Annotated in this window: 1 protein-coding gene; it reads right to left on the bottom strand. The window is 34.9% G+C overall.

The features are described from left to right. Positions 1-626 (bottom strand): hypothetical protein (locus K7I92_RS07385; protein ID WP_220282614.1); only part of this gene is annotated, 626 nt, incomplete at its 3' end. Positions 627-1060: the final 434 nt, after the last annotated feature.

Below are 1060 nucleotides of genomic sequence, written 5' to 3'. Positions count from 1 at the left end.
TTCTTTTCATAGCCTGCAATGATGGTTTTATCCACCACTTTTCCATAGAGGGTGGATTTTTCACCATTTGTTCCTGTTCCCATTTTTGTATTTGAAATGGTTACATCATCTGTACGAAGTGTTGTGGTTAAGTCTTTGACTTCATTGTTTTTGATGTAGTCTCCTGAGAAGGTTAAAACAAACTTTCCTTTGTTATAGACGTAAGTACCAATTTCGTCGCCTGTGCCATATCTTATAGGCTTAGCTGTAGAGGTGGCATTTTTAAATTCATCCCCCAAGTCAGCTTCAATTTCTTTTGTGTCACCCTCTTTAATAGCTTCTTTTGCGGAGAGGTTGACTGCCAGTTTTAAAGATAGTTTAGAAACTTTTTGGTCTTTTCCGACAGGTTGTGTAAATTTTTTAGGGTCATTTAGATAATCGTTGTATCCAGGTTTTCCCTCTTTCTTATAGTCAATTTCTTTCCCATCGTGTGTACTGTCAAGAATGGTTAAGTCGTATGGGCCTACCTCAATCGGGTTTTGTTTCGCTTGTGCAAAAACAGTAGGGGCTAAAGATGTTAAAACCATAAGCGTTGTCAGCATTATGGAAAAGAATTTTTGAAATCTTTGTTTCAACTTTGTTTGCATATTTTCCTCCTTGTATCATCTATTTATTAACAACTATGGACTGTTTAAACAGTCTAGTTAAAATGCCCTAAGCTTAGGCTACAGGGTAGACAATCGATTTGTAACTTGATTTTTTCAAGCGGCGGTTTTTTGATCCGTTTTATTCTGAAATCTATCTGTCTTTTCACTTGGTTCACCTCCTGTTTTTTTCTATTTGTTTTAAGTACCGTGGTTTTTGGTTTGATTAAGGTCTTTTCAAACTTGAAACACCACCTTTTTCAATGTTTTATCCAGTATTTCTAGTATGGAATGGGTTGGATTTTAATTCAGACTTTTTAGTCCACTTATGCTATACTCGTATCAAAGTATATTTAGGCTTTAAAATGGGATTTTTATGATTAGGTTTTTATTAAATTTAGGTGGATTTTAAAGTCTACTTTTCGTTCCGGTTTTGT

The sequence above is a fragment of the Bulleidia sp. zg-1013 genome, from assembly GCF_019798045.1.
GTDB lineage: Bacteria > Bacillota_I > Bacilli_A > Erysipelotrichales > Erysipelotrichaceae > Bulleidia.
The sequence above is the reverse complement of the archived record's forward strand: the minus strand, read 5'-3'. Positions and strand labels throughout refer to the sequence as shown.